The organism is uncultured Tateyamaria sp. (assembly GCF_947496075.1).
GTDB lineage: Bacteria > Pseudomonadota > Alphaproteobacteria > Rhodobacterales > Rhodobacteraceae > Tateyamaria.
This window is the reverse complement of record NZ_CANMBJ010000001.1, coordinates 349,356-367,359: the sequence shown is the minus strand read 5'-3', so window position 1 is coordinate 367,359 and position 18,004 is coordinate 349,356. Positions and strand designations below refer to the sequence as shown.

General features: G+C 59.4%; 20 protein-coding genes. 18 read left to right on the top strand and 2 right to left on the bottom strand.

All coding sequences use genetic code 11. The features are described 5' to 3' along the window. Window positions 1-133: 133 nt before the first annotated feature. The 18 genes from Q1A51_RS01845 (at window position 134) to cysE (ending at window position 15,186) form a co-directional block, all read left to right on the top strand. Window positions 134-478, top strand: a complete 345-nt coding sequence (locus tag Q1A51_RS01845) for a hypothetical protein (protein WP_189368664.1) — start codon at window positions 134-136, stop codon at window positions 476-478. A gap of 52 nt (window positions 479-530) precedes the next feature. Then, the gene (locus tag Q1A51_RS01840) at window positions 531-1,757 is read left to right on the top strand and encodes a terminase family protein (protein ID WP_299604015.1); all 1,227 of its coding nucleotides are present in this window, start codon (window positions 531-533) and stop codon (window positions 1,755-1,757) included. 152 nt (window positions 1,758-1,909) lie between these two features. Further along, window positions 1,910-3,094, top strand: a complete 1,185-nt coding sequence (locus Q1A51_RS01835; RefSeq protein ID WP_299603132.1) for a phage portal protein — start codon at window positions 1,910-1,912, stop codon at window positions 3,092-3,094. Beyond that, window positions 3,087-3,314 carry a hypothetical protein gene (locus Q1A51_RS01830; protein WP_299206628.1) on the top strand — a complete coding sequence of 76 codons (228 nt, stop codon included), beginning with the start codon at window positions 3,087-3,089 and terminating at the stop codon, window positions 3,312-3,314. Before Q1A51_RS01835 ends, Q1A51_RS01830 begins: the two co-directional genes overlap by 8 nt. Before the next feature lie 27 nt (window positions 3,315-3,341). Beyond that, the gene (locus Q1A51_RS01825; protein WP_299603130.1) at window positions 3,342-3,905 is read left to right on the top strand and encodes an HK97 family phage prohead protease; all 564 of its coding nucleotides are present in this window, start codon (window positions 3,342-3,344) and stop codon (window positions 3,903-3,905) included. Between the two features lie 40 nt (window positions 3,906-3,945). After that, window positions 3,946-5,124, top strand: coding sequence for a phage major capsid protein (locus tag Q1A51_RS01820; RefSeq protein WP_299603128.1), 1,179 nt, complete (start codon window positions 3,946-3,948; stop codon window positions 5,122-5,124). Between the two features lie 162 nt (window positions 5,125-5,286). Further along, window positions 5,287-5,883, top strand: a complete 597-nt coding sequence (locus tag Q1A51_RS01815; RefSeq protein WP_299603126.1) for a head-tail connector protein — start codon at window positions 5,287-5,289, stop codon at window positions 5,881-5,883. Next, window positions 5,880-6,218 carry a head-tail adaptor protein gene (locus Q1A51_RS01810; protein WP_299206619.1) on the top strand — a complete coding sequence of 113 codons (339 nt, stop codon included), beginning with the start codon at window positions 5,880-5,882 and terminating at the stop codon, window positions 6,216-6,218. Before Q1A51_RS01815 ends, Q1A51_RS01810 begins: the two co-directional genes overlap by 4 nt. Continuing rightward, window positions 6,215-6,640, top strand: coding sequence for a DUF3168 domain-containing protein (locus tag Q1A51_RS01805; RefSeq protein ID WP_299603124.1), 426 nt, complete (start codon window positions 6,215-6,217; stop codon window positions 6,638-6,640). Before Q1A51_RS01810 ends, Q1A51_RS01805 begins: the two co-directional genes overlap by 4 nt. A 12-nt stretch (window positions 6,641-6,652) precedes the next feature. After that, entirely contained in the window at window positions 6,653-7,072 is a 420-nt protein-coding gene (locus Q1A51_RS01800) for a phage major tail protein, TP901-1 family (RefSeq protein ID WP_299603121.1), read from the top strand. Continuing rightward, window positions 7,072-7,389, top strand: coding sequence for a gene transfer agent family protein (locus Q1A51_RS01795; protein ID WP_299603118.1), 318 nt, complete (start codon window positions 7,072-7,074; stop codon window positions 7,387-7,389). The genes Q1A51_RS01800 and Q1A51_RS01795 overlap by 1 nt, the downstream gene beginning before the upstream one ends. Next, window positions 7,386-7,592 carry a rcc01693 family protein gene (locus Q1A51_RS01790; protein WP_299206611.1) on the top strand — a complete coding sequence of 69 codons (207 nt, stop codon included), beginning with the start codon at window positions 7,386-7,388 and terminating at the stop codon, window positions 7,590-7,592. The genes Q1A51_RS01795 and Q1A51_RS01790 overlap by 4 nt, the downstream gene beginning before the upstream one ends. Continuing rightward, on the top strand, window positions 7,589-8,254 hold the full coding sequence (locus Q1A51_RS01785) for a phage tail tape measure protein (protein WP_299603115.1): 666 nt from the start codon (window positions 7,589-7,591) through the stop codon (window positions 8,252-8,254). The genes Q1A51_RS01790 and Q1A51_RS01785 overlap by 4 nt, the downstream gene beginning before the upstream one ends. A gap of 23 nt (window positions 8,255-8,277) precedes the next feature. Continuing rightward, window positions 8,278-8,910 carry a DUF2460 domain-containing protein gene (locus tag Q1A51_RS01780; protein ID WP_299206607.1) on the top strand — a complete coding sequence of 211 codons (633 nt, stop codon included), beginning with the start codon at window positions 8,278-8,280 and terminating at the stop codon, window positions 8,908-8,910. Continuing rightward, the gene (locus tag Q1A51_RS01775; protein WP_299603112.1) at window positions 8,910-9,797 is read left to right on the top strand and encodes a DUF2163 domain-containing protein; all 888 of its coding nucleotides are present in this window, start codon (window positions 8,910-8,912) and stop codon (window positions 9,795-9,797) included. The genes Q1A51_RS01780 and Q1A51_RS01775 overlap by 1 nt, the downstream gene beginning before the upstream one ends. Further along, entirely contained in the window at window positions 9,794-10,243 is a 450-nt protein-coding gene (locus Q1A51_RS01770; RefSeq protein ID WP_299603109.1) for an NlpC/P60 family protein, read from the top strand. Before Q1A51_RS01775 ends, Q1A51_RS01770 begins: the two co-directional genes overlap by 4 nt. Further along, complete coding sequence (locus Q1A51_RS01765; RefSeq protein ID WP_299603106.1) at window positions 10,243-14,187, top strand: glycoside hydrolase/phage tail family protein; 3,945 nt, start codon at window positions 10,243-10,245, stop codon at window positions 14,185-14,187. The genes Q1A51_RS01770 and Q1A51_RS01765 overlap by 1 nt, the downstream gene beginning before the upstream one ends. A gap of 189 nt (window positions 14,188-14,376) precedes the next feature. Then, window positions 14,377-15,186: a serine O-acetyltransferase gene (gene cysE / locus Q1A51_RS01760; protein ID WP_299603103.1), complete on the top strand. Its 810-nt coding sequence runs from the start codon at window positions 14,377-14,379 to the stop codon at window positions 15,184-15,186. A gap of 135 nt (window positions 15,187-15,321) precedes the next feature. On the opposite strand, the gene Q1A51_RS01755 is transcribed toward cysE, so the two are convergent. Then, entirely contained in the window at window positions 15,322-16,620 is a 1,299-nt protein-coding gene (locus Q1A51_RS01755; protein ID WP_299603099.1) for a pyruvate dehydrogenase complex dihydrolipoamide acetyltransferase, read from the bottom strand. 12 nt (window positions 16,621-16,632) lie between these two features. Continuing rightward, window positions 16,633-17,997, bottom strand: coding sequence for a pyruvate dehydrogenase complex E1 component subunit beta (locus tag Q1A51_RS01750; RefSeq protein ID WP_299603095.1), 1,365 nt, complete (start codon window positions 17,995-17,997; stop codon window positions 16,633-16,635). Between the last annotated feature and the right edge of the window lie 7 nt (window positions 17,998-18,004).

The following is an 18,004-nucleotide window of genomic DNA, read 5'->3' as shown; positions in this document are numbered from 1 at the left end:
ACTTTGCGAACGGTCACACGTATAACTTGTGACAAGCTAGAAGAAGTGGGTAAGCGGCCCCGGGGTGACCCGGAGGTCGCTTTTCTATTTCGCTCGTGCGGAGATTATCCCAACGCATGAGAGGTCATATCACATGGCATTGATTACCCCGGAGGCTGAGGGCGACCGCAGCGAGGAGCTTGTCTCGTCGATGCATGACACCCTGACGACTATGCGAAAGCACTTCAAAGCCTTCACAAGAAAGGCAGAAGCCGGGGAGGATGTGAAGGAAACTGAGGTGAACAGCCAGCTTGTCACGTTGAACAAGCTGATCGTGAACCTGGAAGGTATGGAGAAGAAGCTTGACGAATTTCGACAAGCCCGAACCGGCATCGCCCAGAACGGATATGCCTTCGACCTTGACTTTGCCCGAGCTGAGGTACGGTGCGCGCTTGGTCGCCTCCGCGCCTGTGGAGGCGCAGGAACAGTTTCTGAGTGAGTTGGGAGAGGGCGCCTTGGGCGCCCTCCCTTTTCTGTTCGAATTCTGGGCGATGGAGCATCAGTTGCCGCCTGAAGGCGATTGGCGGTCCTGGGTGATCATGGGCGGGCGCGGGGCTGGCAAGACGCGCGCAGGGGCTGAGTGGGTCCGGTCCATGGTCGAAGGACCGATGCCGCTGGACAAGGGCAAGGCCAAGCGGGTTGCCTTGGTTGGTGAAACCATCGAGCAGGTCCGCGAGGTGATGATTTTTGGCGAGAGCGGGTTGCTGGTGTGCACGCCGTCTGATCGCCGCCCGAAGTTCCATGCGACGCGGAAGATGCTGGAGTGGCCGAACGGAGCTGTCGCGACCATTCACACGGCCCATGACCCCGAGGGGCTGAGGGGGCCGCAATTTGATTGTGCCTGGGTTGATGAGCTGGCCAAGTGGAAGAGGGGACAGGAAACCTGGGACATGCTGCAGTTTGCGTTGCGGCTGGGCGATGATCCGCGTGTCTGCGTGACGACGACGCCCCGCAACGTCGAAGTGTTGAAGGATTTGCTGGCGCAGTCATCGACTGTTGTTACGCACGCGCCGACCGAGGCCAATGCGGCCAACCTGGCGGGTTCGTTTCTGGAAGAGGTGCGTCGTCGCTATGCCGGGACCCGGTTGGGGCGACAGGAATTGGAAGGCATCTTGCTGCGTGATGCCGAAGGCGCGTTTTGGACCACGGCGATGCTGGATGCGGTGCGTCGGAAGCGTAAGCCGAAGCTGGACCGTGTGGTTGTCGCGTTGGACCCGGCGGTGAGCGCGGGACGCTCTTCTGATGCGTGCGGCATCGTTGTTGCAGGCGTGTCGATGGATGGGCCGCCGCAGGACTGGCGGGCCCATGTGATTGCTGATTGCACCGTGCAGGGCGTTGGGCCCACCCAATGGGCGAAGGTGGCGATAGACGCGATGGACAAGTACAATGCTGACCGTCTGGTGGCTGAGGTCAATCAGGGCGGACAACTGGTAAGCGAGGTGATCCGGCAGGTGGATCCTTTGGTGTCACTCAAGACCGTACATGCCTCGAAGGGCAAGGTGGCACGGGCGGAGCCTGTGGCAGCGCTCTATGAGCAGGATCGGGTGACACATGCCCTTGGGTTGGGTGATCTTGAGGATCAGATGACCCGGATGACGCGGGTTGGATATGAGGGCGAGGGATCGCCGGACCGCGTCGATGCGTTGGTGTGGGCGTTGCACGAGTTGATGATCGAGCCCGGCAATGCCTATCGGCGGCCGGGCGTGCGGAGTTTGTAAGCGCGCCGCGTGTGGCGCTTTCCCCTCCGGGGGAAGTTTATTTGGCAAGATGAAGCAGGGGATGCCCCTTGCGGTGAGGCGGTTCCATTCGGGCCGCCTTTTTCTTTGAGCGACGGGCCGGGCGGCCCTTTGGGATCAAAAGGAGACCCTTCGTGTTTGATTTCTTTCGGAACCGGGCTGTGGCGGATGTACCAGAGCAGAAGGCAAGTGCGACGGGGAAGGTTGTGGCCTGGCAGACAGGTGGCCGTGTGGCCTGGTCACCGCGCGATGCCGTGTCGTTGACCCGAGCGGGCTTTTCCGGGAACCCGGTCGGGTTTCGGTCGGTCAAGCTGATTGCTGAGGCCGCAGCGGCTTTGCCCTTGGTGTTGCAGGATGTGGAGCAGCGGTTTGAGACGCATCCGTTGCTGAGCCTGATCAAGCGGCCCAATCCGGGGCAGGGGCGGGCCGAGCTGTTGGAAGCGCTTTATGCGCAGCTGCTGTTGTCGGGGAACGCTTATGTGGAGGCTGTTGCCGGTGAAAGCGGCGCGCCGCTGGAGTTGCATGTTCTGCGGTCGGATCGGATGTCTGTCGTGCCTGGCGCCGATGGGTGGCCTGTGGCCTATGACTATTCCGTGGGGGGCAAGACACATCGCTTTGATGCGTCAGGGCCGGTGAGCCCGATCTGTCACATCAAGAGCTTTCACCCGCAGGATGATCATTACGGGTTCTCGCCCATGCAGGCGGCGGCGATGGCGTTGGATGTCCATACGGCGGCGTCGCGATGGTCGAAGTCGTTGCTCGATAACGCCGCACGTCCTTCGGGGGCCATCGTGTATCGCGGGCAGGACGGACAGTCGCAATTGTCGGGGGATCAGTATGATCGTTTGGTGAGTGAGATTGAGGCCAATCATTCGGGTGCGCGCAATGCGGGGCGTCCGATGTTGCTGGAAGGTGGTTTGGATTGGAAGCCGATGGGCTTTTCGCCATCGGACATGGAGTTCCAGAAGACCAAGGAGGCGGCGGCGCGGGAGATTGCCTTGGCCTTTGGTGTGCCTCCGATGCTGTTGGGTATTCAGGGTGATGCCACCTATGCCAACTATCAAGAGGCCAACCGGGCTTTCTATCGTCTGACCGTATTGCCGCTGGCGACCCGTGTGGCTGCCGCCTTGGCCGAATGGTTGGGCGCGCATACCGGTGAGGATGTGGTGCTGGCCCCCGATCTGGATCAGGTGCCTGCCTTGTCGAGCGAGCGGGATGCGCAGTGGGCGCGGGTGGCCAAAGCGGATTTCCTGAGCGTGGCTGAGAAGCGCCGCCTTTTGGGGCTGCCAGCTGTGGCCGAGGACGGTGCGGATGGATGACGCCAAGCTGTGGGAACGGTTTGCCTGTGGCCCGGGCCTGAAGCTGGAAGCCCATGAGCGTCTGACCGAAGTCCATTTTGCCAATATTTCCGACCGTTTGGAGCGGTTGGAAAAGTTGATGGAGCGGTTGGAGAAGCGGTTGTGGCTGACCGTTTACGGTGTCGTGGCGGTTGTGCTGGCGACCGGATTTCAATCGATTATGGCGGCCATTCCTCACTAGGGATCCGCATCGAAGAGGAGAGAGCAGATGCAGGCAGAGACCGGTCTGGAGACGAAATTTGCGCGCTTTGGCGAAGGTGTCGAGGTGAAGGATGGCCTGGGTGTAGAGGGCTATGCGAGCCTGTTCGGTGCCTGTGACCAGGGGGGCGATGTGGTGGGAAAGGGCGCTTATGCGGCGTCGCTCAAGGCCATCGCTGCCGAAGGGCGCAACGTGAAGATGCTGTGGCAGCACGACCCGGCCTTTCCTATCGGCGTGTGGGACGAGGTGCGGGAAGATGCCAAGGGGCTGTGGGTGAAGGGGCGTTTGCTGCCCTCAATCGCCAAGGGCCGCGAGGCGGCGGAGCTGATCGGGGCCGGGGCCATTGATGGTCTGTCCATCGGCTACCGGACCGTGAAGGCCACGAAGAATGACAAGGGCCAGCGGCTCTTGACCGAACTGGAGCTTTGGGAGGTGTCGCTTGTGACCTTCCCGATGCTGCCCAGTGCGCGGGTGGCGGCCAAGTCCGAAGAGATGCCTTCGGATCAGGACGACCATTTGCGCGACATGGCGGCGGCCCTGCGGGCTGCGCGCGCGGAGTTGGCGCAGCGCTAAAGCGCGGGGCCGTTTCACACCAACCATCAAGGACATGCTGATGAGCAAGACCGAGATCAAGGCTCGGGCCGGGGAAGGTTTGTCCCCGGCTCAGGAGGTTGCAGAGGCCGTAACGGGTTTCGTGACCGAATTCAAAGGCTTCCAAGCCGACTTTCAAACCAAACTTCAACAAACGGAAGAGCGACTGACCATGCTGGATCGGAAAAACATGACTGCGGCGCGCACCCCTCTGGCAGGTGCCGTCGAAACGGGTGCCCCCCATCAGAAGGCGTTCAACGCCTATCTGCGTTCGGGTGAGGATGATGGCCTGCGCGGCCTGGAGCTGGAGGGCAAATCGCTGTCCACTGCCGTGAACTCGGACGGTGGTTACCTCGTTGACCCGCAGACGTCAGAGACCGTGAAATCGGTTCTGAATGCCACCGCGTCGATCCGTTCCATCGCGTCCGTGGTGAATGTCGAGGCGACATCCTTTGACGTGCTGGTCGATCACACCGATGTAGGTGCAGGCTGGGCGACCGAAACCGCCACACAGGCCGAGACCGACACCCCCACCATCGACCGCATCACCATCCCGCTGCACGAGCTGTCGGCCCTGCCGAAAGCATCGCAGCGTTTGCTGGACGACAGCGCGTTCGACATTGAAGCGTGGCTGGCAGGTCGCATTGCCGACAAGTTTGCCCGCGCCGAGGCTGCTGCATTCGTCAACGGTGACGGCATCGACAAACCCCGTGGTTTCCTGACCCATACATCGGTCGACAATGATGTCTGGGCCTGGGGCAACCTTGGCTACGTGCCTTCTGGTATCGACGGTGACGTGACTGCCGAGTCGATCATTGATGTCGTGTACGCACTGGGTGCCGAGTACCGCGCCAACGCGACCTTTGTCATGAACTCCAAGACGGCTGGCATCGTGCGCAAGCTCAAGGACAATGACGGCCGCTTCCTGTGGTCCGATGGTCTGGCTGCCGGTCAGCCCGCGACCCTGATGGGCTACCCGGTTCTGATCGCCGAGGACATGCCTGACGCCGGAACGGGTGCCGACGCCATCGCCTTTGGTGACTTCAACGCAGGTTACACCGTGGCCGAGCGCCCCGACCTGCGTGTGCTGCGTGACCCCTTCAGCGCGAAACCTCACGTTCTGTTCTATGCCACCAAGCGCGTGGGCGGCGACGTGAGCGACTTTGCGGCGATCAAGCTGCTGAAATTCGCAACGGCCTGAACGGCTGATGCGGATGGCCGGGGGTGGGCAACTGCCCCCGGTTCCGGGTGCGCGCTGGAAGTGCGCCGTGTTGTCTAGCTGCTCCCCTCCGTCCGAGCAACGCGGACTGGCGCGCGCCCGGGCCTTTGGAGCCGAGGGGCAGAATTTTCCTGGAGATGTTCCATGATGTTGAACGAAGAGACCACGGTGCCCGACGCCGCGCTGCCGGTCGAAGAATTCAAGGCGCATCTGCGTCTGGGCAGTGGGTTTGGCAATGATACCGTGCAGGACGCGGTGCTTGTCAGTTTCCTGCGCGCGGCTGTCGCGGCAATTGAGGCTCGTACGGGCAAAGCCCTGATCGAGCATGATTTTTCTTTGTCAGTTTCGTCACTGGCCACCACGGATGCAGTTGCATTTCCTGTTGCTCCGGTGACGGCGGTGCACACAGTTACCTTTGTGGATCGTGCTGGCGCGGAAACAAGTGTGGCCGGTGACACCTATTGGTTGGAGCGCGATACGCACCGTCCGCGGTTGCGTTCGGTCGGGCATTCTTTGCCCCAGATTCCAGCTGCCGGGACTATGCGTGTGTCTTTCACCGCCGGGTTTGGCGCGGTGTGGTCTGACATTCCGGCGGATCTGGCGCAGGCCGTGATGCTTTTGGCGGCTCACTACTACGAGTTCCGCAACGAGACGGCATTGAGCGAAGGGTGCATGCCCTTTGGCGTGACCAGCCTGATCGAGCGTTACAGGCCCATACGTTTGGGCGGAGGCGCACGATGAAACTGCCGCGCCTGAACCGGCGCCTGACCCTGGAGAGCCCATCGCGTGTGTCTGATGGCGCCGGTGGTTTCTCGGAACGCTGGATGCCCTTGGGTGTCCTGTGGGCCGAGCTGACTGCACGGACAGGCCGAGAGACGATCGCCACTGGCGCGGCGGTGTCCGCCGTTCCGTATTCGGTTGTCGTTCGTGGTGCCCCGGTGGGGCACCCGGAGCGTCCTATTGCCGATCAGCGGTTCCGTGATGGCAACCGTGTGTTTCACATCCGCAGCGTTGCGGAGCGTGATCCTGAAGGCCGTTACCTGGTCTGCATGACCGATGAGGAGGTCGCGATATGAGCTATGCCGTTTCTGCAGCCCTTCAGAGTGCCGTGTTTACAGCAATTGCGTCAGACATCGCGGTTGGTGATGCAGTTGGCGACGCTGTCTATGACGCGGTGCCCAGTGGTGCGTTGCCGAACATGTACATCAACCTTGGTCCGGAAACCGTGCGTGTTGCGGATGACAAGACAGGCAGCGGCGCCGTCCACAGCTTTGTCGTGTCGGTCGTGACCGAGGTGCCGGGGTTCCTTGCCGCCAAGGAAGCGGCGGGCGCTGTTTGCGATGTTCTGCATGATGCCGCTCTGACGCTTGATCGTGGGCGGCTGGTGTCCCTGCGATTTGAGCGCGCGCGTGCCGTAAAGATCGACAAGGGCACGGGCCGCCGCATCGACCTGACGTTCCGCGCGCGGACGGAAGACAACCAATCAACCAATATCTAACGGAGAAAACCCATGGGTGCTCAGAACGGAAAGGACCTGCTTCTGAAGGTCGACATGACCTCGGACGGGCAGTTCGAAACCATTGCGGGTCTGCGGGCCACGCGCGTCAGTTTCAACGCCGAGAGCGTGGATGTCACCAGCCTGGAGAGCCAGGGCGGGTGGCGTGAGCTGCTGGCGGGGGCCGGTGTGCGGTCCGCCAACATCACGGGCGCCGGTGTGTTCAAGGATGAAGGCACGGATGAGCGTGCGCGCCAGATCTTCTTTGACGGCGAGACGCCGGATTTTCAGGTGATCATTCCTGATTTCGGCGTTGTCGAAGGGCCGTTTCAGGTGACGTCGCTTGAGTACAGCGGCAGCCACAATGGCGAGGCGACTTACGAGATGTCGTTGGCCTCGGCCGGTGCATTGACCTTTACGGCACTTGTAGCCTGATGACCAATCCGTGGAGGGGAGAGGTCACGCTGGTGATCGACGGTCAGCCTCAGGTGATGCGGCTGACCCTTGGGGCTTTGGCGGGGCTTGAGGCGGCATTGGCAGAGCCATCGCTGGTTGCCTTGGTGGAGCGGTTTGAGCAGGGCCGCTTTTCCAGTACGGACGTGCTGGCTGTGCTGAAGGCTGGTTTGGCTGGGGGCGGCTGCGCCTTTGATGTCGATCGGTTGGATCATGCTGACATTGCGGGCGGCCCCATGGGCGCTGCCCGTGCTGCGGCCGAGTTGATCGCGCGGGCCTTCGTGGTGCCTGAGGCATGACAAAGACATTGGACTGGCCCGCGCTGATGCGGGCCGGGATGCAGGGGCTGCGCCTAACGCCAGAGGCGTTCTGGGCGCTGACCCCTGCCGAATTGCAGATGATGCTGGGCACACCGGGCCAGGCCGCACCGCTGTTGAGCGACGGTCTGGACGCGTTGATGGCGGCCTGGCCGGATGAACGGTCGGAAGGGGATCCGGAATGACTGATTACCGAGATGAGATCGAGAACCTTGACGAGAACGCCGAAGATTTGCGCTTCACGCTGAGTGCAACCTCGGACATGGTCACCGGTTTCGACAGCGAATTGCGCCGCATGCGTGAGAGTCTGGCGGCGACCAACAAGGACGTGGCGACGCTTGAGAAAGGGCTGTCGCGTGGATTGCGCAAGGCCTTTGATGGTTTGGTTTTTGATGGGGCGAGCCTGTCGGATGCCCTGGATGGGCTGGCCAACTCGATGATCAACGCGACTTACAATGCGGCCATCAAGCCCGTGACTGATCATGTCGGTGGATTGCTGGCCTCGGGTGCGGGTGGGTTGCTCGAGAATATCCTGCCCTTTGCCGATGGTGCGCCGTTCAGCCAGGGGCGCGTAATGCCCTTCGCATCAGGCGGTGTCGTCAGTTCGGCCACGCCGTTTGGCATGCGGGGCGGTATGGGTGTCATGGGGGAGGCGGGGCCAGAGGCCATCATGCCGCTTGCCCGTGGTCCTGATGGCAAGCTGGGTGTGCGTGGCGGTGGTGGGCAAAGCGGCCCGACCGTCGTGATGAACATCACCACACCGGACGTGCAGGGCTTTGCCCGATCGCAAAACCAGATCGCCGCACAGATGAACCGCGCACTGAGCCGCGCGAACCGCAACAGATAACAAATGGAAGGGGAGCCAAGGCCATGAATTTTCACGAGGTTCGATTTCCCGCATCCTTGAGCTTTGGCTCGGTCGGCGGGCCGGAGCGCCGGACAGAGGTTGTGACGCTCGCCAACGGATTCGAGGAACGGAACACGCCCTGGGCGCACTCGCGTCGCCGCTATGACGCGGGACTGGGGATGCGGTCACTGGATGACGTGGAAACCCTGATTGCTTTCTTTGAAGCACGCATGGGGCAGATGTACGGGTTCCGTTGGAAGGATTGGGCGGACTTCAAGTCGGGTGCGGCGAGTGCTGATCCGACTTTTCTGGATCAGACGATTGCCACCGGTGATGGCGTGCAAGCCGCGTTTCCGTTGCTCAAGACGTATCGATCAGGAGAGTTTGCCTATTCACGACCGATCTCGAAGCCCGTTTCCGGAACAGTGCGCGTGGGTCTTGGGCGTGATGAGATGCAAGAAGGGGTCGACTACGAAGTCGAATTGAACACCGGGCTTGTCACCTTTCAGCACCCGCCTGAGCAAGATGAAGAGATCACGGCCGGCTTTGAATTCGATGTGCCTGTGCGCTTCGACACGGACCAGATCCAGACATCCGTAGCCAGTTTTCAGGCGGGTACCGTTCCAAACGTGCCCATTGTCGAGGTGCGTGTGTGATGAGCGGGCAGAGCGAAGAGTTTCTTGCACACACGGCAAAGGGCGTTACGACCCTGTGTCGGGCTTGGGCCATTCTGCGGACGGATGGCAAGACTTTCGGGTTTACTGACCATGACACGCCGCTGACCTTTGACGGGCTTGAGTTTCGCGCTGACACCGGCCTGTCTGCTGCGGCGTTGGCGCAAAGCACTGGACTGAGCGTTGACAATACTGAAGCGTTGGGCGCGCTGACTGATGCGTCGGTGCGCGAAGACGAGATCGAAGCAGGGCGCTTTGACAATGCGGAGGTCCGCGCGTGGTTGGTGAACTGGGCTGATCCTGATGTTCGTTGGTTGCAGTTTCGAGGCTCCATCGGCGAACTGCGGCGTTCTGGTGGAGCTTTTCACGCTGAACTGCGCGGCTTGACCGAGGCATTGAACCGGCCGTTGGGCCGCATCTATCAAAAGCCATGTACCGCCGTTCTGGGTGACCGTGCATGCCGTTTCAATCTGGAGCAGCCGGGGTATCGGTTCGAAGGGCAGCCAGATCGCGTGATCGATGGTCGGATCTTTGAGTGGAACGATCTGAGCGGCTTTGAGCCGCAGTGGTTCATGCGAGGGCGGCTTGATGTCACGTCCGGACCTGCCAGTGGTCTGTGGGGCATGATCAAGCGCGATGTCGTCGAAGATGGTGTGCGCCGGATCGAGCTTTGGGAAGCGGTGCGCGGCCAGGTCAGTGCGCAGGACCAAGTGCGTTTGACGGCAGGTTGTGACAAGCGGTTCGAAACCTGTCGCCTGAAGTTTGCCAACCTTTTGAACTTCCAAGGTTTCCCGGACTTGCCCAGTGACGACTGGATGATGGCATATCCGACAACCGGCGGCTCAAACAGCGGAGGCAGCCTGCGATGACACTGGCGCATTCCTTTATTGTGGATGAAGCGCGCGCCTGGATCGGCACGCCGTACATTCACCAGATGGCCGCGCGTGGGGCAGGCACTGATTGTCTTGGGCTTATCCGTGGGGTTTGGCGTGCCGTGGTCGGCAGCGAACCGGAGCGGCCGCCTGCATACAGCATGGATTGGTCTGAGCCGCAGGGACAAGAACAACTCTGGGCAGCGGCGCTGCGCCATCTGTCACCAAAGACAGTGTCATTGGCGGCGTGTGGAGATGTGATCCTGTTTCGTATGCGCGAGGGCGGGGTGGCCAAACACCTTGGTATTCAGTCAGACGTGGGCACTGCGCCTAAGTTTATTCACGCCTATAGCGGTCACGGCGTTGTCGAGAGCCCGCTGAGTGCACCGTGGGCTCGACGGATCGTGGCCCGTTTTCAATTCCCTGATGTGGAGGCCGACTGATGGCGACCGTAGTACTTTCTGCCGCTGGCGCGGCCATTGGCGGCTCGATTGGTGGCTCTGCGCTTGGGTTGTCATCCGTTGCCATCGGGCGTGCCATTGGTGCGACCTTGGGCAAGGTGATTGATCAGCGTGTTATGGGTCAGGGGTCTGAGGTCGTTGAGCATGGTAAGGTGGACCGGTTTCGCTTGTCGAATTCGGGTGAAGGCGCACCGATTTCCCAGCTTTATGGGCGTATGCGCTTGGGTGGGCAGGTGATCTGGTCCTCGGACTTTCTGGAGACTGTTACCGTAACAGGCGGCGGAGGAGGAGGAGGCGGCAAGGGTGGCCCGGCACCGTCACCACAGCCCGAGGTTCGTGAATACAGCTATTCGCTGAGCATGGCACTTGCTGTCTGCGAAGGAGAAATCGCCCGTATCGGCCGCGTCTGGGCCGATGGCGAAGAAGTTGCGATCAATGATCTGAACATGCGCGTTTACAAGGGAACGCAGGATCAATTGCCGGACCCGCTGATGGAAGCCATTGAAGGGCAGGGGTTGGTGCCGGCGTATCGTGGAACCGCCTATGTCGTGATTGAAAATCTGGCCTTAGGTCCTTTTGGCAATCGGGTCCCGCAGTTTTCGTTCGAGGTTGTACGCCCGGAGCAGCCAGAAGAAGCCGGGGCCGAAGAAGAGATCACCCGCGCTGTCAAAGCCGTCGCGCTTATGCCAGGAACCGGAGAATATGCGCTGGCAACGACGCCGGTGAACTATGTTGACCAAAATCGCGGTCGCTGGAGTGCCAACATTAACACGCCGGCAGGCCAGCCCGACTTTAACATGTCTCTTGATGCGCTGAATGATGAGCTGCCGAATTGTGAGGCCGCTTCGTTGATTGTGTCGTGGTTTGGGAATGACTTGCGCTGCGGATCTTGCCAGGTGCAGCCGAAGGTAGAGCGCCGCGACATTGAGGCTGAGAACATGCCATGGCATGTCGCTGGAGTGTCACGCCAAGGGGTGGCGGAGATCGCTCGTGTCGATGATCGCCCGATCTATGGCGGCACACCTGCGGATGGGTCGGTCATGCAAGCTATTCAAGCCATGAATGCATCCGGAAAGAAGGTCATGTTCTATCCTTTCATTCTGATGGATCAGTTGGAAGGTAATGAGCTGCCCAACCCGTACGCACCTGATGAAACGCAGCCTTACCTTCCCTGGCGGGGTAGGATCACCTTGTCGCGGGCACTAGGGATCGACGGATCACCGGATGGTACCGCTGCTGCCGAAGCGGAGGTTGATGCATTCTTTGGTAATGTAAATGCATCCCACTTCAATACTCACGGAAATTACCAGTATGTCGGCCCGCAGGAGTGGACGTTGTCGCGGTTTATTTTGCACTACGCGGCATTGTGCCGTCAGGCAGGGGGAGTTGACGCGTTCTGCATTGGGTCGGAGATGCGTGGCTTGACGCAAATTCGTGGTACAGGAAACCAATTCTACGCCGTCCAGAAACTGCGAGAGTTGGCGGCTCAGGTGCGCATTATCCTGGGCCCAGACACCAAGATCAGCTATGCCGCTGATTGGACGGAATACTTTGGGTATCAGCCGCAGGACGGGAGTGGCGATCGCTATTTTCACCTGGATCCTCTGTGGGCAGATGAGAACATCGACTTCATCGGGATCGACAACTACATGCCGATTTCGGATTGGCGCGATGGCGAAGATCATGCGGACGCAGAGTGGCAGAGCTTATACAACATCGACTACCTGCGCTCCAACATTGAGGGTGGCGAGGGCTACGATTGGTATTATCGGTCACAGGAAGCCGATACTGCGCAAATAAGAACGCCAATCACAGATGGCGCGCATGACGAGCCTTGGGTGTATCGCTACAAGGACATTCGCAACTGGTGGGGCAATGCGCACTATGAACGTATCGCGGGCGTGCGGTCGGCACTTCCTACGTCTTGGGTCCCGGAGTCCAAGCCAATCTGGTTCACAGAGCTTGGGTGCGCTGCCATCGACAAGGGTACGAACCAGCCCAACAAGTTTTTGGACCAGAAATCATCTGAGAGCAGCCTGCCGAAGTATTCGAATGGCGCGCGCGACGATCTGATCCAGAAGCAATACCTCAGGGCGATGCATTCGTATTGGCGGGCTACCGAGAACAATCCAGTATCGGTTGAGTATGAGGCTCCGATGGTGGACATGTCTCGGGCCTTTGTCTGGGCTTGGGATGCAAGGCCGTATCCATTCTTTCCAAACTCGCTGCGCATTTGGTCCGATGGAGAGAACTACCCGCGTGGTCACTGGATCAACGGGCGCACGTCGGGCCGGTCGCTTGCGTCGGTTGTTGGTGAAATCTGCGAACGGTCCGGGCTACAACACTACGACACATCTGAGCTGTTTGGATATGTGCGTGGGTTCGTTGTTGATGATGTCACTGATGCGCGGGGGGCGTTGCAGCCGCTGATGCTGCGATTTGCTTTTGATGCAATTGAGCGTGATGGTGTTCTGAAGTTTGTCTCGCGCTCTGGAACAGGGGCGGTTGAACTGCCGCCGGAAACACTTGCAATCCACTCTGACCTCAACGGCCGCTTGGAGCAGTCGCGCGAATCCGAGGCCGAGTTGGCGGGGCGTGTACGCGTTCGCTTTGTACAGACTGACGGGAATTTCGACGTGCTGTCGGAGGAAGCCATTCTGGCGGACGATACCACGCATGCCGTATCCACGAGTGAGATTGTGATGGCGTTGACCCGTCCCGAGGGTCGGCAGGTGGCAGAGCGTTGGTTGACCGAGGCGAGGGTTGCCCGCGAAGCAATCAAGCTTGCGCTGCCGCCGTCACAAATTGGTGTAGGTGCTGGTGACGTTATCGAGGTGACGGCCGATCAATCTGAGGGTGCTGGGCTTTACCGCGTGGACCGGGTGGAACAAGGCCATATGCAGTTGTTGGAAGCTGTGCGGATTGAACCTGAAGTATATACGCCCTCGGATCTTTCCGACGAGTTGGCAGGTGTCCGTGAGTTTGTTCCACCGGTTCCATTGACATCAGTATTCATGGACTTGCCATTGCTCACTGGGGATGAGGTGGAGCACGCACCACATCTGGCCGTGACAGGCTCACCTTGGCCGGGTGGCGTGGCGGTGTATCAGTCGCCAACTGACTCTGACTTTGTGCTCAACACAGTGATTGCCGCCCGGGCGAATATCGGCTTTCTGAATTCGCCCTTGCCGCGTGCCGTGCCCGGGCTGGTAGATCGAGGTGCTCCACTTGATGTTAAAATGATCCATGGGACTCTGCAGTCAATCCCAGAGTCCGCGTTTCTGAGCGGTGGAAATCTTGTTGCTGTCGGAGATGGTTCGCCTGACAACTGGGAGCTGATCCAGTTCAAGGACGCCGAGTTGATTGGGCCGAACCAGTATTTGCTGTCCAACAGGTTGCGCGGACAAGCTGGAACGGATGCCTATATTCCTATTGAATGGCCAGTTGGTTCTTGGTTCGTGCACATGAACGGTGTTCCGTCTCAGATCAATCTGCTTCGCTCTTTGCGTCGGATCTCGCAAACTTTCCGAATTGGGCCGTCCAAGCGCAGCTATGACGACCCATCTTATACGGAGGCCATTCATGCCTTTAATGGGAATGGATTGAGGCCCTATGCACCGGTTCATCTTAAGCTTGCCAGCAGCGGTACCGGTGTTGATGTCGAGTGGGTTCGTCGCACGAGATTGGATGGTGACGGTTGGGACTTGCCTGAGGTACCGTTGGCTGAAGAGACAGAGAGCTATACAGTTCGGGTAGGGACGCTTGGACAAGTTGTTCGTGAAGTTGTCGTATCAGAGCCGTCTTGGACATACACAAGCGCTATGCAGCAAGCTGATGGACTTACTGGAGATTTTGAGGTCTCGGTGGCCCAGAACTCTGCCCGATTTGGGCCAGGGCCGTTCAAAACAGCGATCTGGTCTGAATGACATGGCGATTCGAACAGGGGCTATGCAGCCTGTAGCACTTGCGCGGCATTAACTGTGTTGGGAGCTTTGCCGTGGAACCAGCCTGCGCGAGCATGGGCAAATGATCCAGTTTCGAGATGGGACACATCACGGGTTTGCGTTTGGAGAAAAGGTCTTAAATAGGGTAGGAAGAATCCGAAAGGACACTCTATGGCTGACCTACGCACAAACATCGCTTCGATTGATCCGGTTTGGGACCAGATTACGGAAGAGGCGCGCCGAGCTGTTTCAGACGAACCGTTGATCGGTGGGTTCGTACACGCATGCATTCTACATCACAAATCTGTGGAAAAAGCGCTGTCTTATCGGATTGCGGCCAAGCTGGCTTCGAACGAGATGTCCATGGTTGTCGTGCGCGAGATTGTCGAAGAAGCCTACCAGAAGTCGCCGGCGCTGGTAGAGGCTGCTCGCGCAGACCTTGTTGCTGTTTATGAACGTGACCCGGCATGCCATCGGTTGCTGCAACCCATCTTGTACTTCAAGGGGTATCAGGCAATGCAGGCGTATCGTGTGGGGCACTTTCTTTGGCAGGAAGGCCATACCGACCTTGCCTATTTCTTCCAGATGCGCGTGTCCGAGATATTTGGTGTAGACATTCACCCAGCCGCGCACATTGGCAAGGGCATCATGATCGATCACGCACATTCCATCGTTATCGGTGAAACCGCTGTTGTGGGCGACAACGTATCCATGTTGCATTCCGTGACCCTGGGCGGGACCGGCAAAGAGGAAGAAGATAGGCACCCCAAGATCGGTGATGGTGTTCTTATTGGTGCCGGTGCCAAAGTGCTTGGAAACATTCTGGTGGGTAACTGCAGCCGTATTGCAGCGGGTTCTGTTGTTTTGGAAGAGGTCCCGCCGTGCAAAACAGTTGCTGGAATTCCGGCGCGGATTGTAGGCGAGGCTGGCTGTGATCAACCCTCGGTATCCATGAACCACATGCTGGGTAAGGATCAGTAAGCGATCTATCTTGCGATTGTGAAAACTAGCTGAAAGTCTTTGTTGTTGAGGCTGTTTTTCTTATTAGTCTTGGCAAATCAGGTGCAGCCGAATAGCGAGTAGAGCCCCTGGCGTTCGCCAGGGGTTTTTTCTGTATCAAGCAAGCATTGCCAATGGATTTTCCAGATTGTCCACAATGGCTTTCAAAAGGTTCGCACCAAGAGCTCCGTCAATCACACGGTGATCCACGGATAGGGTGACGGACATCACGGTCGCGACTTGCAATTCTCCATCCGCGCCTACCACTGGTTTTTTGACACCGGCGCCAACGGCGAGAATTGCGCCGTGTGGGGGATTGATAACCGCGTCGAAGTTGTCGATCCCAAACATACCCAAGTTCGAGATGGCGAAACTACCACCCTGATACTCATGCGGGGCGAGTTTACGATCACGGGCGCGACCTGCCAAATCCTTCATCTCCGCGGAAAGTGCGGACAGCGATTTCTGATGTGCGTCTTGCAACACGGGTGTGAAAAGTCCGCCTTCAATTGCTACTGCGACGGCAACATCGGAAGGCGTGAGCTTGAGCACTTTGTCACCTGCCCAAACCGCGTTCGCGTCAGGCACTTGTTGCAGCGCCAGCGCGCAGGCTTTGATGATAAAGTCGTTCACGGACAGTTTCACCCCGCGCTCGGACAGCTGCCCATTGAGGGTGCTGCGGAATTCGAGCAGCGCGTCCAGTTTGATATCGCGCCGGAGGTAGAAGTGTGGGACCGTCTGCTTGGCTTCAGTGAGCCGTGCAGCAATGGTTTTCCGCATCCCGTCGAGTTTGACTTCTTCGTATTCGCGCCCCTCATACATTTTCGCAATGGTGTCGCTGCTGGGGCCTGCTGGGGCTGCCGCAATCGGTGTGGCTGCTGCTGTCGCCGGTGCAGCCTGCACTTGAGCAGCCTCTACCTGTTCAACATCCGCCTTGACGATGCGACCATGCGGCCCGGATCCTTTGATCGCACTCAGGTCGAGCCTTTTCTGCGCCGCAATGCGTCGCGCAAGCGGGGATGCAAAGATACGGGTTCCGTCGTTGCTCTTGGGCGCAGACGGAGCAGGTGCAGCGGCTACCGCGGCTGCAGGTTCGCTGGCTGGGGCTTCAACGGTTGCTGGCGCGGGGGCCGTCGACGCGGTGCTTGCGCTGCCAATATCGTCTGCGCTTTCGCCGTCTTCCAGCAATACAGCGATGGGGGTGTTCACCTTCACACCTTCCGAACCTTCCGCGACCAGAATCTTGCCGACGATCCCTTCATCGACCGCTTCGAATTCCATGGTTGCCTTGTCGGTCTCGATCTCGGCCAGTAGATCACCAGACGATACGGTATCCCCTTCTTTCACCAGCCATTTCGCAAGTGTACCTTCCTCCATGGTCGGAGACAGTGCGGGCATGAGAATTTCTGTCGGCATGTCTGCGGCTCCTTAGCGGTAGGTGACTTGCTTGACGGCTTCGATCACCTCGTCCGTGGTGATCAGCGCGTGCTTTTCGAGGTTCGCGGCATACGGCATTGGAACATCCTTGCCTGTGCAGTTGATGACCGGTGCATCGAGGTAGTCGAAGGCCTGCTGCATGATGACCGAGCTGATGTAGTTGCCTACAGAGCCTTGCGGCCAACCCTCTTCAACAGTCACACAGCGATTTGTTTTCATTACCGAATTGATGATCGTGCCCGTATCCATCGGGCGCAGGGTACGCAGGTCGATAACCTCGGCATTGATGCCTTCAGCGGCCAGCTTGTCCGCAGCCTCCAGCGCGTATTGCATCCCGATGCCGAAGGATACGATGGTCACATCGTCACCTTCGCGCCAAATGCGCGCCTTGCCGAAGGGCACTGTGAAATCGTCCATGTCCGGCACGTCAAAGGTGCGGCCGTAGAGGATCTCGTTTTCCAGGAAGATGACGGGGTTGTTGTCGCGGATCGCCGTCTTCATCAGACCTTTGGCGTCCGAGGCCGAATAGGGCATGACCACCTTCAGACCTGGAACCTGCATGTACCACGCCGCGTAGTCCTGAGAGTGCTGCGCACCCACGCGGGCGGCAGCACCGTTCGGGCCGCGGAACACCATGGGCGCACCCATCTGACCGCCGGACATATACAGCGTCTTGGCTGCCGAGTTGATGATCTGGTCAATTGCCTGCATCGCGAAGTTGAAGGTCATGAACTCGACAATCGGGCGCAAGCCACCGAACGCAGCACCGACACCGATCCCGGCAAAGCCGTGTTCCGTGATGGGCGTGTCAATCACACGCTTTGCCCCGAATTCGTCCAGCAATCCTTGCGATATCTTATACGCACCCTGGTACTCGGCCACTTCCTCGCCCATCAGAAACACGGTGTCATCAGACCGCATCTCTTCGGCCATGGCGTCGCGCAACGCTTCGCGGACCGTTTGCTCCTTCATCGCGGTGCCTTCCGGCCAGTCCGGCGTCAGGTCGACCTGCGGTGCGGCAGGCGCCGCCGTAGCGGCAGATGCAGATGCTTCAACCGCAGGGGCGGCTTCGGCTGCCGGGGCAGGGGCGGCAGATACGTCGCCGACCTCTTCACCTTCGTCGACCAGAATGGCGATGGGCGTGTTCACCTTCACACCCTCGGTGCCTTCCGCGATCAGGATCTTGCCAACAATCCCTTCATCGACGGCTTCGAACTCCATCGTCGCCTTGTCGGTCTCGATCTCGGCCATGATGTCACCGGACGATACCGTATCGCCCTCCTTCACCAGCCATTTCGCCAGCGTGCCTTCCTCCATGGTGGGGGACAGGGCGGGCATGAGAATTTCGGTTGCCATAAGTCTC